General features: G+C 67.8%; 22 protein-coding genes and 1 pseudogene. 10 read left to right on the plus strand and 13 right to left on the minus strand.

Features of this window, described 5'->3' with window-relative positions; all coding sequences use genetic code 11:
• Positions 1-3: 3 nt before the first annotated feature.
• Complete coding sequence (locus tag BLQ75_RS18660; protein ID WP_043571713.1) at positions 4-288, plus strand: HesB/YadR/YfhF-family protein; 285 nt, start codon at positions 4-6, stop codon at positions 286-288.
• 42 nt (positions 289-330) lie between these two features.
• Here BLQ75_RS18660 and BLQ75_RS18665 read toward each other — a convergent pair whose 3' ends face one another.
• Together BLQ75_RS18665 and BLQ75_RS18670 are read right to left on the minus strand one after the other, a co-directional pair.
• Positions 331-1,206 (minus strand): 3-methyladenine DNA glycosylase, encoded by an 876-nt coding sequence (locus BLQ75_RS18665; RefSeq protein ID WP_092603977.1) that lies wholly within the window; start codon positions 1,204-1,206, stop codon positions 331-333.
• A 398-nt stretch (positions 1,207-1,604) separates the two neighbouring features.
• Positions 1,605-2,801: a hypothetical protein gene (locus BLQ75_RS18670; RefSeq protein ID WP_139183035.1), complete on the minus strand. Its 1,197-nt coding sequence runs from the start codon at positions 2,799-2,801 to the stop codon at positions 1,605-1,607.
• 105 nt (positions 2,802-2,906) lie between these two features.
• Here BLQ75_RS18670 and BLQ75_RS18675 point away from each other — a divergent pair, with 105 nt between their 5' ends.
• The gene (locus BLQ75_RS18675; protein ID WP_139183036.1) at positions 2,907-3,755 is read left to right on the plus strand and encodes an RAMP superfamily CRISPR-associated protein; all 849 of its coding nucleotides are present in this window, start codon (positions 2,907-2,909) and stop codon (positions 3,753-3,755) included.
• On the opposite strand, the gene BLQ75_RS18680 is transcribed toward BLQ75_RS18675, so the two are convergent.
• The 4 genes from BLQ75_RS18680 to BLQ75_RS18695 all read right to left on the minus strand — a co-directional run bounded on the left by BLQ75_RS18680 (position 3,697) and on the right by BLQ75_RS18695 (position 8,317).
• Positions 3,697-4,887 carry an IS110 family RNA-guided transposase gene (locus tag BLQ75_RS18680; RefSeq protein ID WP_139183037.1) on the minus strand — a complete coding sequence of 397 codons (1,191 nt, stop codon included), beginning with the start codon at positions 4,885-4,887 and terminating at the stop codon, positions 3,697-3,699. The two genes, BLQ75_RS18675 and BLQ75_RS18680, sit on opposite strands and share 59 nt — an antisense overlap.
• A 144-nt stretch (positions 4,888-5,031) precedes the next feature.
• Positions 5,032-6,072, minus strand: coding sequence for a hemolysin family protein (locus tag BLQ75_RS18685; protein ID WP_092603981.1), 1,041 nt, complete (start codon positions 6,070-6,072; stop codon positions 5,032-5,034).
• Complete coding sequence (locus BLQ75_RS18690; RefSeq protein ID WP_092604075.1) at positions 6,069-7,436, minus strand: hemolysin family protein; 1,368 nt, start codon at positions 7,434-7,436, stop codon at positions 6,069-6,071. The genes BLQ75_RS18685 and BLQ75_RS18690 overlap by 4 nt, the downstream gene beginning before the upstream one ends.
• 320 nt (positions 7,437-7,756) lie before the next feature.
• Positions 7,757-8,317: a TIGR03086 family metal-binding protein gene (locus tag BLQ75_RS18695; RefSeq protein WP_092603982.1), complete on the minus strand. Its 561-nt coding sequence runs from the start codon at positions 8,315-8,317 to the stop codon at positions 7,757-7,759.
• Positions 8,318-8,766: 449 nt separating this feature from the next.
• On the opposite strand from BLQ75_RS18695, the gene BLQ75_RS18700 reads away from it, so the two are divergent.
• Positions 8,767-10,248: a peptide MFS transporter gene (locus BLQ75_RS18700; RefSeq protein ID WP_092603983.1), complete on the plus strand. Its 1,482-nt coding sequence runs from the start codon at positions 8,767-8,769 to the stop codon at positions 10,246-10,248.
• A gap of 138 nt (positions 10,249-10,386) precedes the next feature.
• Here BLQ75_RS18700 and BLQ75_RS18705 read toward each other — a convergent pair whose 3' ends face one another.
• From BLQ75_RS18705 to BLQ75_RS18715, 3 genes are all read right to left on the minus strand, one after another.
• A complete protein-coding gene (locus BLQ75_RS18705) occupies positions 10,387-11,454 on the minus strand; it encodes a DUF3616 domain-containing protein (protein ID WP_092604076.1) in 1,068 nt (355 codons plus the stop codon).
• A 61-nt stretch (positions 11,455-11,515) separates the two neighbouring features.
• Positions 11,516-13,540 (minus strand): FUSC family protein, encoded by a 2,025-nt coding sequence (locus BLQ75_RS18710; protein WP_244515708.1) that lies wholly within the window; start codon positions 13,538-13,540, stop codon positions 11,516-11,518.
• A 215-nt stretch (positions 13,541-13,755) separates the two neighbouring features.
• Positions 13,756-14,349 carry a TetR/AcrR family transcriptional regulator gene (locus BLQ75_RS18715; RefSeq protein ID WP_043571705.1) on the minus strand — a complete coding sequence of 198 codons (594 nt, stop codon included), beginning with the start codon at positions 14,347-14,349 and terminating at the stop codon, positions 13,756-13,758.
• 190 nt (positions 14,350-14,539) lie between these two features.
• Between BLQ75_RS18715 and egtA the strand changes: the two genes are divergently transcribed.
• From egtA to egtD, 4 genes are read left to right on the plus strand one after another with little or no spacing between them, the layout of a single operon-like run.
• Positions 14,540-15,814 (plus strand): ergothioneine biosynthesis glutamate--cysteine ligase EgtA, encoded by a 1,275-nt coding sequence (egtA, locus tag BLQ75_RS18720; RefSeq protein WP_139183038.1) that lies wholly within the window; start codon positions 14,540-14,542, stop codon positions 15,812-15,814.
• On the plus strand, positions 15,811-17,157 hold the full coding sequence (egtB, locus tag BLQ75_RS18725; protein ID WP_092603985.1) for an ergothioneine biosynthesis protein EgtB: 1,347 nt from the start codon (positions 15,811-15,813) through the stop codon (positions 17,155-17,157). Before egtA ends, egtB begins: the two co-directional genes overlap by 4 nt.
• A 12-nt stretch (positions 17,158-17,169) precedes the next feature.
• The gene (egtC, locus tag BLQ75_RS18730; RefSeq protein WP_092603986.1) at positions 17,170-17,991 is read left to right on the plus strand and encodes an ergothioneine biosynthesis protein EgtC; all 822 of its coding nucleotides are present in this window, start codon (positions 17,170-17,172) and stop codon (positions 17,989-17,991) included.
• Between the two features lie 4 nt (positions 17,992-17,995).
• On the plus strand, positions 17,996-18,967 hold the full coding sequence (gene egtD, locus BLQ75_RS18735) for an L-histidine N(alpha)-methyltransferase (RefSeq protein WP_092603987.1): 972 nt from the start codon (positions 17,996-17,998) through the stop codon (positions 18,965-18,967).
• 26 nt (positions 18,968-18,993) lie between these two features.
• Here the strand turns inward: egtD and BLQ75_RS18740 are convergent, their stop codons facing one another.
• From BLQ75_RS18740 to BLQ75_RS24525, 4 genes are all read right to left on the minus strand, one after another.
• Positions 18,994-19,275, minus strand: coding sequence for a hypothetical protein (locus BLQ75_RS18740; RefSeq protein ID WP_092603988.1), 282 nt, complete (start codon positions 19,273-19,275; stop codon positions 18,994-18,996).
• Positions 19,272-19,493 carry an HC3 family zinc finger protein gene (locus tag BLQ75_RS18745; protein ID WP_092603989.1) on the minus strand — a complete coding sequence of 74 codons (222 nt, stop codon included), beginning with the start codon at positions 19,491-19,493 and terminating at the stop codon, positions 19,272-19,274. Before BLQ75_RS18745 ends, BLQ75_RS18740 begins: the two co-directional genes overlap by 4 nt.
• Before the next feature lie 204 nt (positions 19,494-19,697).
• The gene (locus tag BLQ75_RS18750; RefSeq protein WP_092604077.1) at positions 19,698-22,505 is read right to left on the minus strand and encodes an aconitate hydratase; all 2,808 of its coding nucleotides are present in this window, start codon (positions 22,503-22,505) and stop codon (positions 19,698-19,700) included.
• A 324-nt stretch (positions 22,506-22,829) separates the two neighbouring features.
• Positions 22,830-22,961 (minus strand): hypothetical protein, encoded by a 132-nt coding sequence (locus BLQ75_RS24525; protein WP_280137856.1) that lies wholly within the window; start codon positions 22,959-22,961, stop codon positions 22,830-22,832.
• A 309-nt stretch (positions 22,962-23,270) separates the two neighbouring features.
• On the opposite strand from BLQ75_RS24525, the gene BLQ75_RS18755 reads away from it, so the two are divergent.
• The 3 genes and pseudogenes from BLQ75_RS18755 (at position 23,271) to BLQ75_RS24300 (ending at position 25,531) form a co-directional block, all read left to right on the plus strand.
• Positions 23,271-24,404: a glutathione-independent formaldehyde dehydrogenase gene (locus tag BLQ75_RS18755; protein WP_092603990.1), complete on the plus strand. Its 1,134-nt coding sequence runs from the start codon at positions 23,271-23,273 to the stop codon at positions 24,402-24,404.
• Positions 24,405-24,670: 266 nt separating this feature from the next.
• Positions 24,671-25,054 (plus strand): hypothetical protein, encoded by a 384-nt coding sequence (locus tag BLQ75_RS24295; RefSeq protein ID WP_244515711.1) that lies wholly within the window; start codon positions 24,671-24,673, stop codon positions 25,052-25,054.
• 94 nt (positions 25,055-25,148) lie between these two features.
• A pseudogene (locus BLQ75_RS24300) lies at positions 25,149-25,531 on the plus strand (SAM-dependent methyltransferase).
• Positions 25,532-25,566: the final 35 nt, after the last annotated feature.

Here is a 25,566-nt window from a genome sequence, read left to right on the forward strand (position 1 = left end):
CAGATGCTCACCATCAGCGAGAACGCGGCCGAGGTCATCAAGCTGATCTTGGTCGGCGGAGAGTCCCCCGAGGGGGCCGGTCTGCGTATCAGCTCGCCCGAGGGGCAGGCTTCGCCAGACGGTCTGGAGGCGGCTGTCGCCAACGCTCCGGAGGACAGCGACCAGATCGTCGAGCAGTCCGGTGTGCGGGTCTTCCTGGACGAACAGGCCGCCACGGTGCTCGGGGACAAGACGCTGGACGCCGAGCGGGACGACAACGGGGAGCTCGGCCTGACGGTCAGTGAGTGACCCGAGTACGGCAGTGCCGAGGTGGGGTGGCCGCGGTGGCGGTCACCCCACGCGCTGTTCCAGCAGGTGTCGGCACGTTTCGATCAGACGTCGCCGCAGCGCGCTCGCTCGTTCGGCGAAGGCCCGCTGCTCGCGGACGTACTCGGCGCGCCCGGGAGCCGTCTCGATCGCCACGGGTGAGTAGCCGAGTTCGCTGAGGTCGTAGGGACTGGCACGCATGTCCAGCTCGCGGATCTCGGCGGCCAGCTCGAAGGCGTCGGCCGTCAGCTCGGCGGGTACGAGCGGGCCGAGCTTGTAGCACCACTTGAAGACGTCCATGTTGTTGTGCAGGCAGCCCGGCTGTTCGAGGTTGACCCGGTCCTGCTGGGTGGGTTGCAGCGTGTTGCGCGGCCGGGCCGCCGTGCTGAAGAACCGGAACGCGTCGTAGTGGCTGCATTGGATGCGCATCGACTCGACGACTTCGTTCGTGCCCTGGATCCCCAGGCGCAGCGGCCATTCCGAGTGCCGCAGCTCGTCCTGGGTGAGTCGGTATACCATGGCCCACTCGTGCAGCCCGAAGCAGCCCAGCTGTGCCGGACGTGACTCCGTGGCGCTCAGCAGGCGGTGCACGAAGTCGGCGGTGTCGAGCAGTCGAGGAGTCAGCGCCTCGGGCGCGACCATCACACCGTCCGGCGTCTCGCTGTAGCCGCGCCGGTCGAGGAACTTCGCGCCGCCCTCCAAGGCCACGCCGAAACCCGGTTGCCAGCGCTCCAGCCTCGACGGGCGCTGGGTGTAGTACGTGAAGAGGAAGTCCAGCACCGGGTGCTTCTCGCCGCGCCGCTGCCGCTCGCGGTGCGGCAGCGTCCAGTTCCGTATCCGTTCCAGGTGAGCCTGTTCCCTGGCACGCCACGTTCGTTCGGACAGTACTTCGGGTGGCACATGGGGAAGGATAGGCCACCCGTGCGGCGTCTCCCCGGAGTGGTGACGTCGGAAGTGAAGCCCGTTCGGGCTCGTTCGGTCGGTGAGTGCGGGTCGTGCCCGCCGTCCGGTGCGCCGGTTCATGCCCGTCGCGTTTCGCGAGGTGGCGTCCCATTCTTACTTATCGGAAAATCCGCACCGAGACGTTTTCCGTAATTCGATAAATCTGGCGCTCGCCCTTGATGTATTTTTTGGCCGAAAAGGATTTTGCGGGAGAAGAAGTGTCTATTTCCGTTGTCCAGGAAACTTCTGTGCCCTGTCCGGCGGGCGAGGTTTCCCCGGGCGACAGGCTGTGCTACGAGATCACAGTGGACTCCGTGTGCAGCCGAGCCGGATAGATCCGCGCCGAACCCGGTTGATCAAGCGTCAGCCGTATCGTCGCCGGCACCGTCGGCCTCATTCCCGTGTCCGTTGCCGTTCACCGTCACCGAGGTCGCCTCCGGGACGGGTTGGGGTGGGGTGGTCGGCTGCGATTCCCGCACCCGCATCGGCACGTAGCGCCGCTCGGCCTGGTCGAAGTTCATCAGATGCGTGCCGCGGAAGAACGCGGGCGCTTCCTGCGAGAGGTGCCAGCCGAGAGCCAACGCGACTGACTTGGGCACCATCGCCACGACCACGAGTTCCCGCTCACCCGCACCGGCCTTGATCATCGCCAGCTTCTCGGCGATCTCCGGACCCATGCGTTCGAGCTCACCGCGCCCGAAATTCGGCTGGTAACCGTTCCGCCCCGGAAGGTTGCCCCGACAGGTGAGCGTGTGGACGGTCCCCACCCCGAACCGGGCGAATTCCTTCGCGGAGAAGTTCTCGGCCTGCTTCGTGAACGCCAGCCACGCACCGACCAGGCTCGCCTGCTGATCGGCGACGCTCGAATCGGCTTTGACTAGGCTCACCGGGTCGGTGTCGAGCGGGTACTCGATCTCCACCCGCGAGGACGAGCCGCCGTTTCGCCGCGTCTTTCGTTCGAACGGGGTGGATTTCGGGGGCGTGCCCTGGTTCTGCGGCTGCAACTCCAGCATTCGCAGACTGTCCGGGTGCGGCAGGGAGAATCCGACGGCCAGGGCGATGGGCCAGAACATGTTCGGCGCGACCGAATAGCCCGTGTCGTCACGATCGGTGTTGATGGCCTCCTCCAGAGCCTGGCCGAGCTCGCGACAGGGCTCCACGCAGTCGATCACTCCACCGTGGAAACGGGACTTGAGGTCGACCCACCGGGTCAGCGAACGCATCGACATGCGCCGGTCCCGGGCGGTGGCGAGTGGCTGCTCGTGCCGGTTGGGCATCGACTCGTCGAGCAGCTGCACGTAGAACAGCGTGCCCCGCTGGTCCTGCGCGATCGCCCGCAGCCCCAGCACCACCAGTAGCAACAGCACGGCTGTCAGGAAGATCCCCCACCGCCACGGCACGACCCGGCCGTCGTCGGAATCCCTCGGGAAGAAATCCTCCACGACCAGCGCCAGCGAGGCGGTGATGAACGCGCCGAGTATCACCACGGACCAGTTGGAGCCGATCATGGGCAGCTGGCCCCAGCTCGGCAGGACACGGCGCAAGGATTTCATCGATACCCCTCTCACGATCCGCACGCGTTCGATAACCTACCGCAACAGATCATCATCGTGGTGTGATCACGCGGACATCGAGCAGGCCCGCTGGGGAGGCATCGCGTGGTCGAGACCTTCGTCAATCCCTACACCTTCGTGCCGTTGCCGGACGCGGTACCGAAGCGCTCCGCGCCGCACGACCACAGCGGCCGGGGCGATCTGTTGTCCGGCACACTGACCGTCACGATCACGGCCGAAACCCCGCTGCTGGTGCGCGGGATCACCGCCGACGACGAACAGCGGCCCCGGTTGCCGCGACGTCCCGACGGCACGGTCATGATCCCGGGCTCCTCGCTGAAAGGCGCGCTGCGCTCGCTGCACGAGACCCTGGCCGGGGGATGCCTGCGGGTGTTCGACAACGAGTTCGCCCCCGGCTACCGCGCCTCGGCGAATTCCGGCGAGATCGGCACAGTGCGGCTGGCGGTGGTGGTGAGTCACGACGACGAGGACTCACCCCCCGAGCTGGAGCTCTGCGAGGAGGGGGACACGCGGACGCACCGGCTGCACCAGAACGAGCTGCTCCGGCTGCACAGCGAAGAGGCCCCACTGACCTCCGGTGACAGGCTGGAAGTCACCTTCGACGAGCACACCGGAAAACCGTCCGAGGCCACCCGCTCCGCCGAAGGGGACTGGGTGGTGTTCCTCAGCGACGCCGGTGTGCGCGACAAGAAATGTCCCTACCGCGCGCACATCCGCAAGCTGCCGGAGGTGTCCGACCGGGTTCGGGTCTCCCAGAGGTCTGGCAGACCTATCAGTACGCGGCCGATGGCGCCGACGACCTGCGGACCCGACGGGGCGCTCGACCAGGACGCCACCATCCAGCTCGTGCCCCACCGCCGCACCACGGCACCCTTCATCGGGAACCGGGACAGCCTGACCGGCGAGTTCGGGAAGCTGCTCGGCTCTGCCTGAGCGGCGAGCGCGGCGCGGCGGACGAAACCGCCATCGGTGGATGAGCGGTTGGCGCTGTTTCCGCCCGAGTGTGCCTTGAACTGCCGCTGCACTCAGCCCAATTCCGACCGCCTTCAGGGCAGCGGCGGAAACGAGACGACTCGCGATTTCCATGCCTGTCGGTCGGGCGAGGTTGTGTGGGGGCCTCTATGGGGTGGGCAAGAGGTGTTGGTGGAGGGTGGCTGTTTTTGAGCATGGCGTGGAGGACGTCGTAGCGGCGTCGGGCGAGGCAGAGTAGGGCTTGGGTGTGGCGTTTGCCCTGGGTGGTCTTTTTGGCGTAGTAGGCCCGTGAGGGTGGGTGGTGCAGCGAGGCGAACGCGGCGAGGAAGAAGGCCCGTTTGAGCTGCTTGTTGCCTCTTTTGGCGGGGTGTTCGCCGCGGGTGCTGCTGCCCGAGCTGCGGGTGGTTGGTGCTAGCCCTGCGTAGGCGGCCGGGTGGGTGGCGGTGGGGAATTGGCTGGCGTCGCCGACGTCGATGAGGATGCGGGAGGCGGTCGGAGACGCCGATGCCGGGCATCGAGGTCTCCGACCGTGGAAAGAGGGGCCTGGCGGCAGGGCCTCGAGCTGGCTTTCCACGTCGTGGCGCTGTGCCAGCACGGTGCGCAGGCTGGCCGTGAGGTTGGGGATGACCACTCCTGCGGTCTCGGTGTCTGCCACGACTACGGTCTGCTCGGCCGGCGCGGTGCGGATGTCGGTGGTCAGGCGGTCGGCCATGTGTGGGGCGTGGTGACGCAGTAGCTCGGCCAGGCCGTCGTGCCCGGTGTCTCGTAGTGAGGCCGGGGTGTGGTGGGCAGACAGCAGTGTCAGCACGGCGGGGTGGTCCAGGCGGGGTCCGAGGACGCGTTCGAGGTGCGGGTGGATCTGGGTGAGTAGTCCGCGTAGCCGGTTGCGTACGCGGGTGGCCTCGGCGGCGAGGTCGTCGTCGTGGCCGCACAGCATGGACAGGGCGGCCACGGTTTCGTCATCGGGGGCCAGCTCCCGCGGCGTATGGGGCATGGTGCGGGCCGCGTCGGCGATCACACCCGCATCCCGGGAATCGGTTGTGGCCTCTCGGGGGTAGAGGTCGGCCAGCCGCCCCTCGGGGCGACGCTCCAGCCTCTATCAACGGTCATGCGGCGCCTGCGGGTCCGGTGACATACCCCGGATCATGCGGGCAGGAGGGACAAGTCCTGCCGGACCCGAAGGCCGGGAGCCCTCTCGCGGGATCACCCAAAAGGTAATGGGGCGGCCATCGTGGAGTCAGGCCACGTGGGTGCCGTCGCGGACGGTGCCGACGTACTCCTCGACCAGGTCCTCCAGCGCCACCACGCCGAGCGGCCTACCACCGTCGTCGATGGCAGTGGCCAGGTGGCTCCCCGTACGCCGCAGCGCCGTCAGTGCGTCGTCCAGCCTCGCTCGCGACCGCACGGTGGGCAGCGTACGGATCCGCGAGGTCGGGACCAGCGTGTTCGGCGAGCTGCCCGCCTGGTCCAGCACGTCCTTGACGTGCAGGTAGCCCACCAGGTTGCCTCCTTCGCCGCGAACCGGGAAACGCGAGAAGCCCGTGGCGGAGACCGCCTCCTCCACGTCCGTCAGTGTGGGGTCACCGGGCAGCGTGGTCAGCTCTCCCAGCGGAACCAGCACGTCGCCGACGGTGCTCTCCACCGACGACAGCGTTTTCGCCAGCCTGCGGTGCTCGGACTGGTCCAGCAGCCCTTCGCGTCGGGACTCCACCAGCAGCTCGGCCAGCTCCGAGGAAGTGTAGGCGGTCTCCAGGTCCTCCTTGGGCTGCACCCGGAGCAGCCGCAGCACCCCGTTGGCCAGCATGTTGAACAGCGCGATGAACGGCCGCGCGATCTTGACGAACCCCACGAGCGCGGGGACCAGCCACAGCGCCAGCCGCTCCGGATCGGCGATCGCGAGGTTCTTCGGCACCATCTCGCCGACCAGTACGTGCAGCACCACTACGATGGCCAGCGCGATCGCGAAGGAGACCGTGTGCACCAGCACCGAGGGCACCGGGATCGGGCCCAGTAGCCGGTCGAGCTGGTGCGCCACGGCCGGTTCGCCCAGCCGGCCCAGCCCCAGTGAACAGAGCGTGATGCCCAGCTGGGCGCTGGTCAGCATCAGCGAGCCTTCCTCGTTGGCCCTGATCACCGTGCTAGCCCGTTGGATCCCCTGCTCACGCAGTGCTTCCAGGCGGTCCCGGCGGGACGACAGCAGCGAGAACTCCGCACCCACGAACAGCGCGTTGAGCAGCAGAAGCAGCACGGTGAGTCCGATGGCCGCACCGTCGCTCATCGTGACACCTCCCGCTGGCGTCCGAGGTCGGAGGAAAACTGCCGTGAACCCGTCTCGGGCGCATTGTGCTGCAGCCGCAACTCCGCGATGCGGTGCCGGTCCATGCCGGTGACCGTCAGCGTCCAGTCATCCTGTTGGATCCGGTCGCCCGCGGTGGGGATGCGCCCCAGCCGGGAGAGCACGAATCCGGCCACCGTCTCGTAGTCCCCTTCCGGCATCTCGAATCCGGTGGCCTCCTCCAGTTCGTCCGCGCGCAGCAGCCCCGATATGTTCCAGCTGGAACCACCGGTGCGCCGTACCGCCGCCACCTCGCGCCGGTCGTGCTCGTCGCGCACGTCTCCGATGATCTCCTCGACGACGTCCTCCAGGGTCACGATCCCCGCCGTGCCCCCGTACTCGTCGACCACCAGTGCCAGCTGCAGCCCGGAACCCCGTAACCGTTCCAGCAGCGCGTCGCCGTCCAGACTCTCCGGAACCGTGGGCACCGGTCGTGTCAGCGAGCCCACCGATTTCTCGGTGCGTTCCCGGGAGGGCACTCCGAACGCCTGCTTGACGTGTACCACCCCGTGCACGTTGTCGAGATCGCCACCGTGCACCGGAAACCGGGAGAACCCGGTGCGGCGGGCGGTGTCTATCAGTTCGAGCACGCTGTCCTCGGCGCCGAGCGATTCCACCCGAACCCGAGGGGTCATCAGTTCCTGGGCGGTGCGCTCGCCGAACCGCAGCGAGCGGTCCATCAGTGCGGCGGTGGCCTCGTCGAGCGTGCCGTGCTCCGCGCTGGAGCGCACGATCGAACCGAGTTCGTCGGGAGATCGGGCCGAGCGCAGTTCCTCCTGCGGTTCGATCCCCATCTTCCGGATGAACCAGTTCGCGCTGTTGTTCATGCCGTTGATCAGCGGGCTGAACACGCGGGAGAACATGGCGTGGTACCCCGACACGGCCCTGGCCGTAGGCAGCGGCCGCGCGATGGCCAGGTTCTTGGGCACCATCTCGCCGAAGACCATCGACAGCGTGGTCGCCAGGAAGATCGCGAGCACGAGCGCGGCCGGCACGGCCACGCTCATCGGTATCCCGACCGCGCTGATCACCGGGCGCAGCAGGTCGCCGATCAGTGGCTCGGCCACGTAACCGGTGACGAGGGTGGTGAGTGTGATCGCCACCTGCGCCCCGGAGAGCTGGAAGGAGAGCGTGCTGTGCGCGCGTCGCACCGACCTGGAACGTCGGTCACCGACTTCGGCGACGTGGGCATCGATGGTGCTGCGTTCCAGCGTGGTCAGCGAGAACTCGGCGGCCACGGCCAGCGCCGTGCCGAACGTGAGCACTCCGACGAACAGCAGCCCCAGGATCGCTAGCGCAACGTCCATCATCGGCCGTCCCGGTCCTGGTGACTACGGTGCCGCGGCCGGTGGTGGGAGACGGGACCGCCGGGTCTTCGACCCGGCCCGGTGGTACTGCCTTCGGGCGAGTGTGCCTCGGGCACTGACGCTGTCACTCCTCTTGCGTCGTGTCGTGATGCCGACCCCGTGTCGGGATCTTCGGGGCCGCACGGCCGTGCGGCCCCGAAGATGGCTGTCTTCGGTGGGTACATTCTACCGTTCGAGGGCCGGTGAGGGCTCCGGTCGTGTCGTGGATATCGCATCGGAGTCCGTCCGGCCCGGTGGGACGGTGAACGGAAGGGCAGGACTCAGGGCTTCCTGCCGAGCATCGCCAGCAGGCGGGTCTGCGGCGCCGCCGACTCGTCGACCGGTTGCGGGGGTGCGAAGAGTCCCGAGTCGGCGAGTTCGGCCACGTGCGGTTCGAACACCGTCCGTACCGATTCCACCAGTTCCGGGTCGAGCCCGGTGTCGACTCCGATGCCCCTGGCCAGGTCCCACGCGTGCACGGTGAGGTCCATCGTCATCTGCCAGCCGTAGTCCTCGGTGGGGATCGTTCCGCCCGTCACGTGCACCCGGCCGGACAGCGAGGAGCCGTCCCAGGCGGCCCGTGCCGCGGAGCTGGCCCTGTCCCAGGCGGCCTGGGGTGCCTCGCCCACCAGGTCGCCGTCGAACCTGTCACCGACCTCCCGCAAGGTGTGGCCGTTCAGCAACCACGGTACCCACAGCTGCTCGCTGACCAGGTGGTTGAGCAGGTCGCGCACCTTCCAATCGTCGCAGGGGGTGGCGTTGTCCAGCTGGTCAAGTTCGACGCGCCGGACGCGGTTGTCGAATTCGCGCATCGCCACCCTGTGCGCGGGCAACAGTTCCATCGAGGTTCCTCCACGGCTCGTCGGCAGCGAGGCTGCCGCGGTGTGCGGTACGAAAGCTGGAATGGTCGTCGGGTCCGGAGTGTTGGGTGTCGGGGGCGTCCGGAGAGCCCGGTCGGCTGTGTCCATGGGGACGGCCCACCGCCAGGGTGTGTCCACGATGTGGACAACTGGCATCGTGAGTTGACTCACCTGAGCCGGCCGCCGCGGACGAGGGTATCCGTTACGGATCCGGCGTGGTCAGCACGGAGTGTGTAACTCCCGTAACGTGTCATGTCCTCGTTCGGGGGTGGGGCACCCCGCTGGAGATCCGAACTGCCCACTGTTGAAACATCTGCTTGTCCAGAGGTCACACCTTTGAGGGACCCAGTGCTCCTGGCCTGCGAAGAAGTACGTATCCTGCCGCAAGTTGTCAGGTGGCTACCGCCGCCTTGCCATGCGTACGAGAGGACGTGATCGTGAACACCTCCACGGTTACGAACGAGTCGCGCGACAGAAGTTTCTTCGGACACCCACGTGGGCTGTCGACGCTGTTCTTCACCGAGATGTGGGAGCGCTTCTCCTACTACGGGATGCGAGCGATTCTCGGCTACTATCTGTACTTCGCGGTAGCCGAAGGTGGGCTGGCCATCCCCAAGTCCACCGCGCTCTCCCTGGTGAGTGCTTACGGCGCCTCGGTGTACCTGACCGGTGTGGCGGGCGGATGGCTCGCCGATCGCGTCCTCGGGGCCCAGCGCTCCATCTTCTACGGCGGCGTGCTGATCATGCTCGGCCACATCAGCATGGCGCTTCCGGGGGGTGTGCCCACCCTGCTGCTCGGGCTGGTGCTGATCATCACGGGTAGCGGTCTTCTCAAGCCCAACGTGTCCAGGGTCGTGGGCAGTCTCTACTCCGAGGACGACCCCCGGCGTGACGCCGGTTTCTCGATCTTCTACATGGGGATCAACATCGGCGGTTTCGCCGCGCCGCTGATCTGCGGCTGGCTCGGTGAGAAGATCGACTGGCACTACGGCTTCGGTGCCGCCGCGGTCGGCATGGCCCTGGGCCTGATCCAGTACGTGCTCGGCCGGCGCCACCTTGGGCGGGCCGGTCTGCACCCTGCCAACCCGCTGCCCACCGCGCACAGGTCCGCGGTGCTGGGGCGCGCCGTCGGGATAGCGGTGGCGCTGGTCGTGGTGATGGCGCTGCTGTTCGGAACCGGGATCGTCGGCCTGGCCGGGCTGGTCAACGTGATCACCCTGATCTCGGCCGTGCTGCCGGTCGTCTACTTCGCGGTCATGCTCGGCAGCAAGCAGATCACCAGGATCGAGCGGGACAGGCTGCTCGCCTACATTCCGCTTTTCCTCGCCACGGCCCTGTTCTTCCTGCTGTTCGAACAGCAGCCCAACACGCTGGCGAACCTGGCCGAGGCCGACACCAACCTGAACGTGTTCGGGTACGTGATCCCGGCCTCCTGGTTCCAGTCGATCAACGCGCTGTCCATCATCGCACTGGCCCCGGTGTTCGCGATGTTGTGGATCAAGCTCGGCAACCACCAGCCCGGTACCCCGATGAAGTTCGTGGGTGGTCTCGTCTCCGTCGGTGTGGCGTTCCTGTGGGTGGTGCTGTCCAAGACCGTCAGCGGTGACCAGCACATCGCTCTGATGCTGGCCTTCGTGTTCGTGCTGATGACGGTCGGTGAGCTGATGCTCTCCCCGGTCGGGCTCTCGGTAACCACCAAGCTGGCACCCGCGGTCTTCGCCTCACAGACGATGGGACTGTACTTCCTGGCCCCGGCGATGGGGCAGGGAGTCGGGGCCCAGGTGGTCAAGCTGTACTCGCTGGACAACCAGCAGATCTACTTCGGCATCGTCGGTGTGGCCACGCTGGCCTGCGCCGTGTTGTTGGCAGTCGCCAACCGCAGCATCAAACGCTCCATGCACGGAGTGCAGTGAGCCCCGCCGTCGCGTCCCGCGCCGCGTACCTCTTCCGACGAGAGGTGCGCGGCGCGGTTCTCCTTTCGGAGGGCAACGACCGGGGAGCTCCTCACGCCGAACGCGGTGGGACTCACACCCGGCCCCGGCCGGTGCGACTCACGGCAGCGTGAACACGTCGCCCAACACGACGTGCTCGGTGGCGACCCGATGCGCCGCCGGGCTGTCGTAGACCACGAACAGCTTGTCGCCGTCCGACTCCGACACGACCGAGATGCCCTCGGCGTGATCATCACCCGCTCCGTGGGGCAGGTCCAGCTCCACCGGAAGTTGTGCGGAACGCACCACTTCGGGAGCCTCGCTCTTCGCCGCGCCCTGCCAGCGGTGCAACCGGACCGGGCCGTCGAGATCCATGGAGGGGCCCGCCAGCACGAGCAGGTCGTCACCGTGTGGGCAGAGATCGCGTATTCCCAGGCCGCCGAGATCGAGGAAGTGCTTGCGGTAACGCGATCCCCCGAACTTGCCCAGGGCCAGCTCACCCTCTTCGGTTCCCTCTACCGGGGTGATCTCCAGCAGCACGGCCCAGCCTCGCAGCACCGGTCCCCGCAACCCGAGGAACAGGTTCTCCCCCTTGACCGCGATCCCCTCGACGTCGATCCCGTTGTCCTTGGCCGGTATCCGCAGGAAGGGGCTCAAGTGCGGGTCCTCGGCCAGCGCCTCGGTCAGACTGTCCCGGCGGCGCGCTCCCAGCACCGCGGAGCGTCTGCCGTCCGAAGCCTCCCGTACCAGGCGGGGCGGACCACCGCCGTCGCGTTCCACCGCCAGCCTGGCGACGATGTGTCGATTGGCCTCGTCCCGCACCTTCGCCAATCGCTTCGCGGCCTTGGTGTCGTCGTGCTTGGGCTTTACCTTCTTGCGCACCAGGCTGTGCGAGCCCACCGCCCACAGCCAGTCCCCGTCCAGGCCGAGTCCCTCGATGTCGGCCTCCTCGTCGGCCGGGCCGGGCAGGGGAATCAGGTCGGACAGCCCGAAGGTACGCTGCTCACCGTAGGAGTCGGGGTGCTCGCCGCCGGCGACGTGCATCCGCTCCACGGTCGCGGTCTCGTCACCCGCCAACCACAGGCACCCGTCGTCTCTCCGGATCGCGGAGATGTTGACGTGCGTTTCCGCTTCCACCGACTCCTCGTGGAACCGCAGTGCCACGCGCCGTTCGATTTCGTGGTGCATGGTCCGCATTATGCGGTCCGCGGCCGCTTCGACCGTGGTCGCCGCCCCCCGCGTCGAGGGTTCACCTCGCGGGCTCTGCGTCCCGGCGTTCGACGAACCCGAACTCCCTGCCCAGATCGTGCAGGATTCGCCCGACCCGGTCGAGCAGGTACACCGTGCGGTGCAGCGAGGTCGGCCCGGCGGGGAGGGCCTCCGCGATGTCGTGCAGTTCCTCCGCACGATCGCGCATCCGCGAGACGACCTCGTCGAAGTCCCGCTCGCCCCGGCCCGTCAGCCGCTCCGCCGTCTCGGCCATGTCCCGAAGCAGCGCGACGAGTCTGTCCCGGGTGTCCCGGTCGATCATCTCGGCGGTGGGGCCCAGCACCACGGTCAGGTTGCGGACGTAGTAGGCGCACCCGCTGGCCATGGTCAGCTCCCGTTCCAACCGGCTGCCCTGGGAACGCAGCCGCAGCCCCGTCAGGGGGCGCGCGCTGCCGCGCAGCCGGTGGAACCGGTCGTCCAGTTCCCGCACGTCCTCGCGCAGTCCGGAGACCGTCCCCTCGTCGTCGATGCTGTCGGCGGCGCTGCGCAACAGGTCCCGCAGTCGTAGCAGGAAGTCCTCCGAACGCGAGCGGACCACGGAACGGGTGCTGGTGGGTAGGATCAGCACAGCGGCGACCACGCCCGCCGCGGCCCCCACCGCCGTCTCCACCAGGCGAGTCTCCAGTACCCCCACGGAGAAGGTGCCCAGGATTCCGTAGAGGATGCCGAGAGCGGTGGTGATGAAGAACGTCAGCGCCGCGTAGGAGTACCCGATGAAGTAGAACGCGAGGAACAGGCACAGCAGCACGAGTCCCAGTTCGGTGGCGAGGTACCCCGTCACCTGTGAGGCCACCAGAATCCCGGCCAGCACGCCCAGCAGCGTGCCGGCGGTGCGTTGCCAGGCCCGCATCAGCAGCTCACCGCGGCTGTTGACGCTGATGAACACGACGAACGCCGTGATCACCGCCCAGTACCAGCGGTTCGGCGACACCAGCTGTCCGCCGAGGATCGCCAGAGCCGCCGCCGTGGTCACCTGCACCGCCGTGCGCACCTCGGGGCGGCGCAGCCCCGTCTCGGTCTCCTCCTGTTGGCTGCGTTCGGCCTCCTCGAACTCTTCGGTCTCCTCCGGTTCCGACTCCTCGGGGACGTAGTCCCCACCCAGTTCGGAGGTCGCCTCGGCGAGCTCCGCCATCGCGGTCCCGAGTCTGCGCACGGTCATGGCCAGCTCAGCCGATCCCTGCCGTTCCAACTCCTCGGCGACGCGTTTGGCCGCTTTCCGGAATTCGGCGGGATCCGTGCGCAGCAGGTACAGCAACGGAGTCAGCGCCGGAACCGCCCCGGAGGGGTGGTCTATCGCCCTTGTCAGCGGTGTCAGCAGGTTCTCGGCGGCCAGCTCGACGTTGAGCAGCCGTTGGCGCAATCGTCGCCTGCCCCGCTCGTCGATGCCGGTCAGCTGCTCCACCGTGCCCTCCAGCATCAGCGCCGTCTCGTTCAGCCTGGTGGAGCGGCTCTGCAGCCGACGGCGGCGAGCCGCCGAGTCGGGATGTTCGGCCAGGTCACGTACCGCGTGCAGCAGTGCGTGCACCTGGGCCCGCATGGTTCGTCTGCCCCTGCGGAGAACGCCCTGCGGATCGTCCCGCAGCACCACGAAACGCACCAGGCAGGCCGCCAGCGCACCGCACACCGCCGCCACCGCCATCATCGGGATCTGGGACAGGTCGGGGCGCAGGAACATCGCGAAGAAGTAACCGAAGAACCCCACGAACCCCAGCGCGAAGTAGCGCACGCCGAACCGGCGGACGTAGGTCGCGGCGAAGATGACCACCAGAAAGACCAGTACCTTGAGGACCGGGAGGGGTTGACTGGCGGTGGCCGCGGTGAGGCTGGCCGCGGCGGGGATCGGCATCAGCAGTGTGGTGATCAACCTGCCGCGCTCGGTGGCGTCGTTGACCGCCACCGACGACTGGATGGCGACGATGGCTCCGATCAGCGCGCTCGAGAGGGGCTCTCCCAACCGGGCGAGCAAGGGCAGCACGACCAGCAGCGTCACGACCACCGAGGACACGACTCGCACCGCCGTCCGGAACCTGCGAAGCGCCGGGTCCGAGGCGACGAAGCGATTCCACCACTCGCTCCACATGCGTGCCTCCGGCTGCCGTCGCTCACCGGCGTCGCCGCGCCGGTCCCCGCCGGTTCTGGTCGGGCCGGGGGCGAGATTACGCCCGGTACCGCACCACGGCATCGCACACGCCGTGGTGCTCGGTGCGGACCAGGGCGGGCTCACACTCCGCCGCGATGGCGCCGCACGCTCTCCTCCACCAGGTCCAGCACCGGATCCATGTCGTCGGCGGGAAAACCCATCGCCAGGTGCGAGACGAGCCCCTCCAGCACCAGTTCCAGGTAGGAGGTCAGCACGTCCACGTCGACGTCGTCACGCAGGTTGCCCGAACGGTGCTGCCGTTTGAGGCGTTCCCTGGTGGCGGCCGTGAGCTGTTCGGAACGTTGCGCCCACCTGCTGCGGAACTCCGCGTCGGTCCGCAGCCTGCGCGAGACCTCCAGGCGAGTGCCCAGCCAGTCCGCCCCGGGAACGCTTCCGCCTCCGTGCGGATCGGAAAGCAGGTCGCGCATCACCTGCACCAACCCCTGCTCGGCGACGACGTCGGCCATCCTGCCCGCGTCGTCCTCGGCCAGTGCCAGGAACAACGACTCCTTGTCCTTGAAATGGTGAAAGATCGCGCCCCGTGAGAGCCCGGTGGCCTCTTCGAGCCTGCGTACGGTAGCCCCCTCATAGCCGTACCGCGCGAAGCAGGCCCGAGAGCCGTCCAGGATCTGGCGGCGCCGTGCCCGCAGGTGGTCCGAGCTTACGCGAGGCATGAACTGATCGTCGCAGCTCGCGAGCATTCTCGCAATCCGTACGTACGTTTTGTGAGATCCACGAACGCCCGAGAGGGAGCGCGGCGTTTCTTAGCAGTCGAACAGCCGCGACCGCAAGTGGTGCGTGTTCCCCCGAGCGCCGGTAATGTCAATGTGTACACCAGAACACAGGTGGTGATGGAACGTGGCCATGCCCATCGAACGGGAGAGTCCCGTCGATCCGGCGGTCCACGAGGTACCCGAGTCGCGCTTGCGGAGCCGTGCCGACGCGGAGGCCTATGTGGCCTCGGTGTGCTTCAAGCACGGCCCACCCCGCTTGCTCGGCATCGAACTCGAATGGACCGTGCACCATGCCGGCGACCCCCGGCTCCCTCTCGACCCCGAACGCCTGGAACGGGCTCTCGGTTCTCACACTCCGACTTCCTTGGCCCCGGACAGTCCGAACCGCGAACTGCCGAACGGTTCCTCCCTGACACTCGAGCCCGGCGGCCAGATCGAGATCTCCAGCGTCGCGCACGAATCGATGACGACGCTGTTCGAATCGTTGACCGGCGACATCGCCTACGTGCGACAACTGTGCGACCGGGCCGGACTCGTGCTCGGTGAGCGCGGTGTCGATCCCTGGCGTCCGCCGCGCCGACTGCTCCCGGTGGCGCGCTACGCGGCCATGGAGCACGCCTTCGAGCGAATCGGAACCGGTGGCAAGCGCATGATGTGCAGTACGGCCGGAGTCCAGGTCTGCCTGGACATCGGCGAACGGAACCGGGTCGGAGCGCGCTGGACGGCGCTGCACGCGCTCGGTCCGGTGTTGACCGCGACGTTCGCCAACTCCCCGGTGCTGCTGGGCGACCACACCGGTTGGGCCTCAGCCCGTGCCCGGGCGCTGCTGCACACCGATCCGCACCGCACCAGGCCCGCCCCGGTGACCGCCGACCCGGCCGGAGCCTGGGCGCGCCACGTGCTGGACGCTCCGATCGTGTGCCTGCGTCGGGACAGCGGTGACTGGAGCACCCCGAACGGGATCAGCTTCGCCGAGTGGATCGGTGGCTCACTCGGTGAGGCGCCCACGTACGAGGATCTCGACTACCACCTCACCACCATGTTCTCCCCGGTGCGACCTCGTGGTTACTTCGAGGTCCGCTACGTCGACGCCCAGCGCGGTGACGAGTGGATGCTGCCCGCCGCGGCTCTGATCGCCCTGTTCCGCAGCGAGACCGCCGTGGACAAGGTGATCGAGGAGACCTCGGCGGTCGCGGACAGGTGGATCGACGCCGCACGTCGCGGACTCGCGGACCCCGAACTGGCCCGTGCTGCCGAAGCCGTCTTCGATCTGGCCTGTCGCTGTCTGGAAGCGACTCCCGACAGTCCCGCGGGCCTGGCCGAACGGATGGCGGAAAGCGTGCGACGGCGCCTCGAAACCGCCCGTCGAGCGGAGCCGGTCACATCTCGGAGGAGGACAACGTGAGCACAATCGGCCCCGAGTCGGTCGAACTGTCCCAGGATGACCTCAAGAGCCTCGTCGCCGCCGAGCTCGAACGAACCCGGCGACGCAGCGCCGCGCTGACCGACGCGGTCGACGACGACGACCTGGTCGAACAGCACTCGCCGCTGATGTCGCCGCTGGTCTGGGACCTGGCGCACGTCGGCAGCCAGGAGGAACTCTGGCTGGTACGTGACGTCGGAGGGCGTCCCGCGCTGCGTCCGGACATCGACGACCTCTACGACGCCTTCCAGCACTCGCGGTGCGACCGTCCCGAGCTGCCCCTGCTCGGTCCCCGGGAGTCCCGCGAGTACATCGCCACCGTCCGCGACAAGGCTCAGGACGTGCTGCACCACGTCAGCCTGGAGGGACGACGTCTGGTGGACCAGGCGTTCGCCTTCGGGATGATCGTGCAGCACGAGCAGCAGCACGACGAGACCATGCTGGCCACCCACCAGTTGCGGCGCGGCGATCCCGTGCTGCACGCCCCCGATCCGCCCCCGACGGCACGAGCACCCAGTTCGCACGAGGAAGTGCTGGTACCGGCGGGCACCTTCACGATGGGAACGTCGACCGAGCCGTGGGCGCTGGACAACGAGCGTCCCGCCCATCCCGTCCACGTGGCCGACTTCTTCATCGACGCCCACCCGGTGACCAACGCCGACTTCTTCCGATTCATCGACAGCGGTGGTTACCGAGAGCCGCGCTGGTGGACCGAGGAGGGGTGGCGGCACCGCGAGCACGCGCGGCTGAGCGCCCCGCTGTTCTGGCGCCGTGACGGGGACACGTGGTTGCGCCGCAGGTTCGGGCGGATCGAACCCGTGCCCCCCGAGGAACCGGTGCTGCACGTCAGCTTCCACGAGGCGCAGGCCTACGCGAACTGGGCGGGAAAGCGCCTGCCCACCGAACCGGAGTGGGAGAAGGCCGCCAGGTTCGACCCCGCCACCGGACGTTCCATGCGCTACCCGTGGGGGGACGACGAACCGGGCCCCGAGCGGGCGAACCTCGGGCAGCGGCACCTGCGGCCCGCCGCGGTGGGCGCCTACGCGGCGGGCCAGGCCCCCTCGGGAGCCAGGCAGCTGATCGGGGACGTCTGGGAGTGGACGGCCTCCGACTTCGCTCCCTATCCCGGGTTCGAGGCCTTCCCATACCCGGAGTACTCGCAGGTCTTCTTCGGCACCGCCCAGAAGGTGCTGCGCGGCGGCTCGTTCGGCACCGACCCGGCTGCCTGCAGGGCCACCTTCCGCAACTGGGACTTCCCGATCCGGCGGCAGATCTTCGCCGGATTCCGCTGCGCGCGTACACCCTCGCGCGAGGAACTCGACTGAGCGGACGTTTTCATGTGCAGACACGTCGGTTATCTGGGTCCGCCGGTGGCGCTGGACGAGCTGTTGCTGCGCCCGTCCCATTCTCTGCTGGAGCAGAGCTGGGCACCGGCCGACATGCGTCGCGGCGGAACGGTCAATGTGGACGGATTCGGCGTGGGATGGTACCGATCGGACCGTCCCGAGCCCGGGCGCTACCGCGCCTGTGGTCCGATGTGGGCCGACGAGAACTTCGCCGCGTTGGCCCCCGACATCTCGTCGGGGGCGCTCGTCGGTGCGGTTCGTTCCGCCACCAAGTCGACCCCGGTGGTGCGTACCGCCTGCGCTCCGTTCCAGTCGGGACACTGGTTGTTCAGCCACAACGGTTCCGTGCCGGGCTGGCCCGAGTCCCTGTCCGAGCTCGTGGAGAAACTCGACACGACCCGGTTGCTGGCCCTGGACGCCCCGGTGGACTCCGCTGCGGTGTGGGCGCTGCTGCTCCGCAGGCTCGACGACGGACAGTCCCCCGCCGACGCGGTCCGCGACACTCTCGTCGAGGTGGTCAGGGCCGTACCCGACGCGCGGATGAACCTGTTGCTGTCCGACGGCGACCTGTTGATCGCGACCACCTGGACCCACGCCCTGTCGGTCTGTCGTACCGACAACGCGGTGATCGTCGCTTCCGAACCGTTCGGGGTCCCCGCCGTCGCGCGCGGCGCTCCCCCCGATACGACTGGAGAGCCGCATTGGCAGGCCGTCCCGGACGGGTATCTCGTCGTCGCCGACCGCGTCGAGACCAGCCTCGTCCCGTTGCCTGAGATCGAACTACGAGACTCCCCACCTTCCGAGAGCAGGTAACAGGTTGAAACCCGTGGAACTGATCAATCGCCGTTCCGATGACGACGTGGCGCGCGAACTGCGTGCCGATGCGAGGGAGGGACTCACCGCCGAGCCGAAACGGTTGCCTCCGAAGTGGTTCTACGACGCGCGCGGTAGTGAGCTGTTCGAACGCATCACCGAATTGCCGGAGTACTACCAGACCAGAGCCGAGTACGAGATCCTCGAGGCGCACGCACTGGACATGCTGGAACTGACCGGAGTGGACACCCTGGTCGAGCTCGGTTCCGGATCCTCGTACAAGACCAGGTTGCTGCTCGACGCGATGCGCAAGAACGGGACGTTGCACCGGTTCGTCCCACTCGACGTGTCCGCCTCCGCGCTGCGCGGTGCGCTCGAGACGATCGCGGTGGACTACCCAGAGGCGACGCTGTACGGGATCGTGGGGGATTTCGACACCGCCCTGGCGGAGTTACCGGCGGAGGGCGTACGCATGGTGGCCCTGCTCGGCGGGACGATCGGAAACATGCGCTCCCGGCAACGGGTGCGGTTCCTACGCACCGTTCGGGACACGCTGTCGTCGGGGGAGTGGCTGCTACTGGGCACCGACCTGGTCAAGGACCCGACACGGTTGCGGCGTGCCTACGACGACAGCGCCGGGGTCACCGCCGAGTTCAACCGCAACGTGCTGCACGTGCTCAATCGCGATCTGGGAGCTGACTTCCCGGTGGCCGAGTTCGAGCACATCGCCCGCTGGAACGGGGATCGGGAGCGTATCGAGATCGGGCTGCGTTCGCCGCGGGCGATGCGGGTGCGACTGGACGGATTGGACTCGACTGTCGAGCTGGTCGCGGGCGAAGTGATAGAGACCGAGATCTCGGCGAAGTTCCGGCGTGAACGGGTCGATTCCGAACTGGCCGAATCCGGGTTCGAACGGGTCGAGTGGTGGACCGACAGTGCCGGTGACTTCGCGGTCTCGCTGGCGCGGGCCCGCTGAACGCGAGCTTCCCTGGCGGGCCGGGGTCAGCCGGTGGTTCGTCCCGGTGGTGCGCCTTCGCCCGGGAGTTCCGAGGCGTTACCGGAGACCGTTCCGCCAAGGGCGGGAGTGCGCGTCAGGCACCGCAGGCACGGCATGCCCGCGGGACGGTCCGCGGTCTCGGCCACGTCGTCGGGGATACGCAGTCCACAGTAGGTTTCCCAGGTCTCCGAAGGGTCACCGGCGTCGTCGAGAGCGCAGAAGTGGACCTGACGCTGGGATTCCCCGACGACCCCGGCACGGTATCGGACGGCTATCGTCCTGTTCACGCCGTCGCTCCGACACGTTCCTTGGCGACGTCCATGCACGCGTCGCAGGTGGGCCAGAGCCAGTTGAGCTCGTTGGAAGCGGCGGCCACGACCTGGCGTCCGCAGAGCGTATCGAGTCGCTCCCCTTCGTTGTGCTGCTTCCCCCCGGGCAGTGGGCCCGCGATGGCGTGTCGCTGATTCTCGGCGGGCTGCCAGTGATGTTTGAGTTCACTTGTCATGTTCACACCTCCGTGGGGGAGACGCGCGAGTCGGGTGGGGGTGATGCGCGTGAACGTATTCTGTGACTGTTTTCACCCATCCGTGTGACTCGAGTGTCTCGAAGACGGAATCGCCCCACTCGATCCTAGTCCGTTTCGGAAAAGAACGGCGCCGTGGCCCCGTCCGAACGGGACCACGGCGCCGAGGGCGAATTCCGCGTCGTGTCAGGAATTGACCATGTTCCGCAGCACGTACTGGAGAATGCCGCCGTTGCGGTAATAATCGGCCTCACCGGGCGTGTCGATGCGGACGTCCGCGTCGAACTCCACGGTGGAACCGTCCTCCTTGGTGGCGGTCACCTTCACGGTGGACGGGATCTCGCCGTCGTTGAAGGCGGTGATTCCGCCGATGTCGTAGTGCTCGGTGCCGTCGAGGCCCAGCGACCTCGCGGAGCTTCCCGCCGGGAACTGCAGCGGGATCACCCCCATGCCGATCAGGTTCGAGCGGTGGATGCGCTCGAACGACTCGGCGATCACCGCACGCACGCCGAGCAGTGCGGTCCCCTTGGCGGCCCAGTCCCGGGAGGACCCGGAACCGTACTCCTTGCCCGCCAGGACCACCAGCGGCGTGTTCTGGGCCGCGTAATTCTGCGCCGCGTCGTAGATGAACTCCTGCGGCCCGCCCGGCTGGGTGAAGTCGCGGGTGTAGCCACCCTGCACGTCGTCGAGCAGCAGGTTGCGCAGCCGGATGTTGGCGAAGGTACCCCGGATCATCACCTCGTGGTTGCCCCGGCGCGACCCGTAGGAGTTGAAGTCCTTGCGCTCGATGCCGTGGTCGCGCAGGTACCGCCCGGCCGGTGAGTCCGGCTTGATGGCCCCGGCGGGGGAGATGTGGTCGGTGGTGACCGAGTCCCCGAGCAGGGCGAGCACCCGTGCTCCCGAGATGTCGCTGACCGGTTCCGGCTCCAGACCCATGCCCTCGAAGTAGGGAGGCTTGCGCACGTAAGTGGAGTGCTGGTCCCACTCGAAGGTCTCGCCCTCCGGAGTGGGCAACTCCCGCCAGCGCTGGTCGCCCGCGAAGACGTCGGAGTAGTCCTTGGTGAACATCTCCTGCGTGATCGCCGAGTCGATGGTGCTCTGGATCTCCTGCGGGCTCGGCCAGATGTCGTTCAGGTAGACCGGGTTGCCCTCGGTGTCGTGGCCCAGCGGATCGTTGGCGAAGTCGAAGTCCATCGAGCCCGCCAGGGCGTAGGCGATCACCAGCGGCGGTGAGGCCAGGTAGTTCATCTTGACGTCCGGGTTGATCCGGCCCTCGAAGTTGCGGTTGCCGGACAGCACGGACACCACCGAGAGGTCGTTGTCCTGCACCGCCTGGGAGATCTCGGTGGGCAACGGCCCGGAGTTGCCGATGCAGGTGGTGCAGCCGTAGCCGACCAGGTGGTACCCCAGCTTCTCCAGGTAGGGCCACAGGCCCGCCTTCTCGTAGTAGTCGGTGACGACCTGCGAGCCCGGGGCCATCGAGGTCTTCACCCAGGGCTTGGTCTGCAGCCCCTTGTCCACGGCGTTGCGGGCGAGCAGCGCGGCACCCAGCATCACCGAGGGGTTGGAGGTGTTGGTGCAGGAGGTGATGGAAGCGATCACCACGGCACCGTGGTCGAGCTCGAACTCGCCCCGCTCCTCCGAACTGACCTTGACCGGTTTGGAGAACCGGCCGTTCGAGCCGTCGGCGGCCGAGACCAGCTTGGGCCTGTCACCCTCGTCGTGGTGGGTCACGGCGGGCGAGTCGCTGGCGGGGAACGACTCCTCACCGGCCTCGTCCAGGGCGCTGTCGTCCGAGCTGACCGAGACGTACTCGCGCAACGAGTTGCGGAACGAGCTCTTGGACTCCGAGATCGCGATCCGGTCCTGCGGGCGCTTGGGCCCGGCGATGGAAGGAACCACGGTGGAAAGATCAAGCTCCAGATACTCGGAGTACTCGGGCTCGTGGTTCGGGTCGTGCCAGAGCCCCTGCTCCTTGGCGTAGCTTTCCACCAGGTCCAACTGGTCCTGCGGCCGACCGGTGAGCTTGAGGTAGCGCAGCGTCTCCTCGTCGATCGGGAAGATCGCCGCGGTGGAGCCGAACTCGGGGCTCATGTTGCCGATCGTGGCGCGGTTGGCGAGCGGGACGGAGGCGACTCCGGAACCGTAGAACTCGACGAACTTGCCGACCACGCCGTGCTCGCGCAGCATCTCGGTGATCGTCAGCACCACGTCGGTGGCGGTGGCCCCGGGCGGGATGTCGCCGGTGAGCTTGAAGCCGACGACCTTGGGGATGAGCATCGACACCGGCTGGCCCAGCATCGCCGCCTCGGCCTCGATGCCGCCGACGCCCCAGCCGAGCACACCCAGGCCGTTGACCATCGTGGTGTGCGAGTCGGTGCCCACGCAGGTGTCGGGGTAGGCCTGCCCGTTGCGGGCCATCACGCCCCGGGCCAGGTGCTCGATGTTGACCTGGTGGACGATGCCGGTCCCCGGCGGGACGACCTTGAACTCGTCGAAGGCGTTCTGCCCCCAGCGCAGGAACTGGTAGCGCTCCTTGTTGCGGCCGTACTCGAACTCGACGTTGCGCTCGAAGGCGTCCGGTTTGCCGAAGACGTCGATCACCACCGAGTGGTCGATGACCAGCTCGGCGGGAGCCAGCGGGTTCACCGAGGAGGCCTGCCCGCCCAGCTCGACGACCGCCTCGCGCATGGTGGCGAGATCGACCACGCAGGGGACACCGGTGAAGTCCTGCATGATCACCCTGCCCGGGGTGAACTGGATCTCGGTGTCCGGCTCGGCCGCGGGGTCCCAGTTGCCGAGCGCGCGTACGTGATCGGCGGTGATGTTGACACCGTCCTCGGTACGCAGCAGGTTCTCCAGCAGGATCTTGAGGCTGTACGGCAGCCGCTGCGCACCGTCGACCGCGTTGAGCCGGAACACCTCGTACGAGGAGTCGCCGACACGCAACGTGTCGCGGGCGCCGAAGCTGTCCTTGCTCGCAGGTGCAGTCACGTTCCACTCCATCTCGTGACGGGCGTGCGCAAGTTCGGGAACGGCACGGGTCCGTGGAAGTCTCGCGCACTTCGGTGTTCCGTGCGCGCGGACCCTTGCTTCAGGTTAAACAGTACGCTTGTCCTGTATTCATGCTCAAGGCAGGGTCGCCCGGAACGAAGGCCGGAATGTGACCGCACGCTCAATCTCGCCGATTTTTCCGGTGAGGCGCCGCCCGTTCGTGACTCCGTCCGGCGGGCGGGCTTCTCCGGGAGGCTCCGCCTCGGGTGGAGAGGCCGCCCCGGGGTCGATCTTGTGGGGCCGGTGCCGAACGGAGGCCCTCGTTCAGCAGTCCTCGTCCTCCTGTTCCTCCTCGGTGGTCGGCAGCTCCGCGAGCTGGGCACGCAGGGTCCGTGACCACTCCAGGTCCCTGGCGAACGTCGCGTCGTAGTGATCGATTCCGTGCGGCGAATTCATATCGTTGCTCATCCTGTGCGTTGCGTGTTTTTCTCTCACTCTTGTGAGGGTGGGGCGCGGTAGAGCTGTTTGCTTCCAGTGCGGGACTCGTTCGAGGTTACCGGGGCGCACTCGTGGGTAAACCCCTGACGTGCGAAGACTCATGGATGCGGTGGCGGAGGAAGGCGTTTCGAACTCACCGGGCGGCGTGGCCGGAAAACTCACCGGGCGGCGTGGCCGGAAGCGACGGTCGGTGAGGCGGGGCCGGCCCCGTATTCCACAGGAGCTCGCGACGACAGCGGCCTCTCGACTTCGGAAGGTGGGGCGACGATGAAGGCAGTCGTTTACCGGGAACCCTTCTCGGTGGAGATCTCGGAGGTGGCCGAGCCCCGGATCGAACACCCCAACGACGTGCTCGTCAGGGTGACCTCCACGGCGATCTGTGGTTCGGACCTGCACATGTACGAGGGCCGCACGGCGGCCGAACCCGGCATCGTGTTCGGGCACGAGAACATGGGGGTGATCGAGGACGTCGGCAGCGGGGTCGCTTCGTTGATGCGCGGCGACCGCGTGGTCATGCCGTTCAACGTGGCCTGCGGGTTCTGCCGCAACTGCATGGCGGGCAACACGGCGTTCTGCCTCACGGTCAACCCCGGTTTCGCCGGGGGTGCCTACGGCTACGTGGCCATGGGGCCTTACACCGGAGGACAGGCGGAGTACCTGCGCGTTCCTTTCGCCGACTTCAACTGCCTGAAGCTTCCGGCCAACGGGGAGCACGAGACGGACTTCGTGCTGCTGGCCGACATCTTCCCGACCGGGTACCACGGTTGTGAACTGGCGCAGGTGAGCCCGGGTGACACGGTCGCGGTCTACGGTGCCGGTCCCGTGGGACTGATGGCCGCCTATTCCGCGTTGCTGCGGGGAGCCTCCAGGGTCTTCGTGGTCGACCGGATTCCCGAACGGTTGACCAAGGCCGCCGAGATCGGCGCGATCCCGGTGGACTTCACCCGTGGCGATCCGGTCGAGCTCATCAGGGATCAGACCGAGGGGGCCGGTGCCGACAAGGGAATAGACGCGGTCGGTTACCAGGCTCAGGTCTCCGATGCCTCCAGGGAGGAACCCGCCACGGTGCTCAACTCGTTGATCGAGAGCGTCCGTCCCACGGGGCGACTGGGAGTACCGGGGTTGTACGTTCCGTCCGATCCCGGTGGGCCCACCGAGAACGCCAAGCACGGCATGCTCTCGGTGGAGATAGGGCGCATGTTCGAGAAGGGTCAGGTCATGGGGACCGGGCAGTGCAACGTCAAGCGCTACAACCGACAACTGCGGGATCTGATCATCGCCGAGCGGGCCCGACCCAGCTTCGTGGTCTCCCACGAACTGCCGCTGGGGGAGGCTCCCGGTGCCTACGACAAGTTCGACCAGCGTGTGGAGGGCTACACCAAGGTCGTGCTGCACCCCTGAGCACCGTCGTTCCCGATTCCTCCCGACGGGGCGGACTCTCGGGAGGGCGTGACAGCGGTGCCGGTCCTCGGTGGCGGTGAGCACGGTCGAGCGCCCGGCCGGATGCTTCGCGTGGCCGGCGGTCGAGTCCGGCGGCGATCACGTCGAATCGGTTCGCGCCGAAAATTCCGTTCCGCACCACGTGCCGCCGCGGTTTCGCGAGAATCCCACGGGGGCGATCGCCGTAGGGCCGCCCCGGCGGAGAGGCGAGATCGGGAGACTCCACCTTGGACGACATCGCTGACTGGGTCGACGATCGGATGCACTGGCACGCCTATGTCGAAGCGGATGATCCCCGCGGCGGACGCAGCGATCGCACGGAGCGGCTGGCGCGTAGGCCGGATCGCGTGCTGCACACGCCCGACGACGCCGCGGAGTGGGTGGCCGAGATGACCCGTAAACACGCGCTGCGTCGTCGAATACGGTTGCTGGGCGAGCGCGCGTGGGCGGAACTGGCCGATGAGGACCAGATCAGCCGGGACCTCGAACGTGACCTGGAAGTGCTGTGCCACGGTCATTCGCTGCACACCGACGTCCCGCGCGAGAGCGACTGGCTGCGGCTGCACGTCGAGGCGGTCGACGACGGTGAGTGCGGACTCACCTGCCGGTGACGGTCCGACTTCTCGGTGGACAATCCCAGCGCCTCGGCCACGAGCGGCCTCGGTCACCTTCGCGGTCGAGAACCGGGCCTTCCTGCGACGGGTGGTGCGTTACCTGCTCGACGCCGGCATCGACCAGTTCCTCGATCCGGGCTCGGGTGTTCCACGGCGGGCAATGTCCACGGGATCGCCGGTGAGCGCGATCCGCGGGTACGAATGGCCTACGTGGATCACGATCCGGTCGCCGTGGCACACGCCCAGCGGCTGCTGCCGGACTCGCCCAACGTCACGATCACCCAGGGCGACGCGCGGGACGTCACGACGGTGCTGAACGCGCCGGGCGTCGCCGGGCTGCTCGACTTCGACACCCCACCCCGCCGCTCACGCCAACGGTTACGCGGTCGTCGGGTGATGCTGAGACCGGCGCGGTGCGCGGCCCGGAGAGCCACGGTTTCGGGGCCAACCTGGTGTCGTCCCTCGTGGGCGTGAATCGGAACCGCTGGTTCGCGGGCGGCGTGGAGCGG

The sequence above is a fragment of the Actinopolyspora xinjiangensis genome (assembly GCF_900104475.1).
Classification (GTDB): Bacteria; Actinomycetota; Actinomycetes; order Mycobacteriales; family Pseudonocardiaceae; genus Actinopolyspora; species Actinopolyspora xinjiangensis.